The 1,991-nt window shown below is 43.5% G+C and carries 2 protein-coding genes; both read left to right on the top strand.

The annotated features are described in order from the left end of the window. Positions 1-140: 140 nt before the first annotated feature. Entirely contained in the window at positions 141-593 is a 453-nt protein-coding gene (locus tag HW115_RS19515) for a SecDF P1 head subdomain-containing protein (RefSeq protein WP_178935346.1), read from the top strand. Positions 594-1,392: 799 nt separating this feature from the next. Beyond that, entirely contained in the window at positions 1,393-1,746 is a 354-nt protein-coding gene (locus HW115_RS19510) for a zinc ribbon domain-containing protein (RefSeq protein WP_178935344.1), read from the top strand. Positions 1,747-1,991: the final 245 nt, after the last annotated feature.

The raw sequence follows: 1,991 nt of genomic DNA, 5'->3' as shown, positions 1-1,991 counted from the left end.
CTGAGGATAGAAAATCAAACCGAACAAGTCGCAGCACCCGACAGCTAGTAGCTGTCGAGTTTGCGACGGCAATCCATTTTACGTCATTGTATCTATAATTCGCATATCGGCGCCTGATCGCTGCCGGTGTGCTTTACGTTATGCAAAAAAATATTGCGAACCTCGTGATGCTCTTGCTAATGGCATCATGCCTCACTTGTTTGGGAGATTCCTTTCGTGTTTCTCGTATTCTCGATAAGGGAACTAAGGGGAGTGTTGAGATGATTGCTAAGGATGCGGGGAATGAAGAGAAAATATTCGTTGAGAAGCTCGCAATTGTGAGTTCGAAGGATGTTAAAGAGGCGTATGCTCAGATGCACCCTGATGGTGGTATATTTATTCGTTTAACAAATGCTGGTGGTGAGAGGATGCTCCAAGCCACCAAAAAGATGAATCATGGTGTAGATCGTTTGGCTGTCATTTTAGAAGGGAAGGTAATTCATACTGCAACAATTCGACATAATATTGGGACGTCATTTCAGATATCTGGTTTTACAGGTCTCGACTACAATGAGCGTTCTGCGATAGCGCGGAAGATAAAGCCTCAAAAATAATAGCATAACAAGTCGTTGCACCCGACCGCTAGTAGCTTCCGGGCCAGGTTTTACTACTGTTCTTAATAATTGAAACTTTAACCATTTATCGACGCTTACATCGCGGCCGGTGAACTTTACGTTCGGTAAAAAAATGATATGGCTAAGTCGAAGTTCAGAGGCGAACTAAAAGAGCTTTCGAATCTATTGACCGTGATGGTTTTACTGATCTTGCCCGGTGTTATATCATACTATATTTGTCGCGATTATAAGGGACGTGGCAATAGCCCTGAGAATGCGCCAATGGCAGCTGTAGTAGTCGCATTCGTGTGGTTGCCTTTCTATTTTGGTGTCAGATCTCTTTTTGCTGAGCATAAATGGAAGTTTGACCTTTTTCTATTGGTGGTTTTTCTGTTCGTTTTAGTTCAAGTGACTTTGAATAACCCTAAATTCTGAGGATAGAAAATCAAACCGAACAAGTCGCAGCACCCGACAGCTAGTAGCTGTCGAGTTTGCGACGGCAATCCATTTTACGTCATTGTATCTATAATTCGCATATCGGCGCCTGATCGCTGCCGGTGTGCTTTACGTTATGCAAAAAAATATTGCGAACCTCGTGATGCTCTTGCTAATGGCANTTTGAATAACCCTAAATTCTGAGGATAGAAAATCAAACCGAACAAGTCGCAGCACCCGACAGCTAGTAGCTGTCGAGTTTGCGACGGCAATCCATTTTACGTCATTGTATCTATAATTCGCATATCGGCGCCTGATCGCTGCCGGTGTGCTTTACGTTGGGCAAAATAATACATGAACTGATATGTGGAATATACTACAGGAAATGAGAATTAACGAGAATCAGCGAAGGAATGATTCTATTGAAAGTGATATAAGACGATCGGGAGGTGATTTAGCCGACTTGCAAAGACAGGTGGACAAGATGGCTCTCGTCAATCAGGCTTTGTATGAACTATTGAGAGATCGCACAGGAATCACTGATGAAGACCTGAGAAGAAAGATTCGTGATATAGACAAGCGTGATGGGGCAGAAGATGGTAAGATCAAAGCATCACCATTGAGATGCCCTAAGTGTGGTGGGGCAGTTACAGTGGGAGCATTATCATGTCAGACTTGTGGTGCAACTGTAGCTCCGAAGTATCCGTTTGAAAAATAACAAGCCCAACAAGTCGCAGCACCCGACAGCTAGTAGCTGTCGGGCCAGGATTTGGCCACTTTGGAATAGAGATTGAAACTTATAAACTTGCGCATCTGGTACATCGCTGCCGGTGTGCTTTACGTTCTGCAAAAAAACTCAGCACTTCCAGAAAGGTTGATAATTCTGAATCGGCTCGAAGGATGAAACCATAAGTTTGATTACTCAGGTTATTCATCGGCTTTCCTTGTAAGGCACACGAATTC

The organism is Oceaniferula marina, assembly GCF_013391475.1.
Lineage (GTDB): Bacteria > Verrucomicrobiota > Verrucomicrobiia > Verrucomicrobiales > Akkermansiaceae > Oceaniferula > Oceaniferula marina.
This window is presented reverse-complemented; position numbering and strand designations above follow the sequence as displayed.

Coding starts and splice junctions, on each gene's coding strand:
- HW115_RS19515 (WP_178935346.1), top strand. CDS start 141: ATGCAAAAAAATATTGCGAACCTCGTGATGCTCTTGCTAATGGCATCA.
- HW115_RS19510 (WP_178935344.1), top strand. CDS start 1,393: ATGTGGAATATACTACAGGAAATGAGAATTAACGAGAATCAGCGAAGG.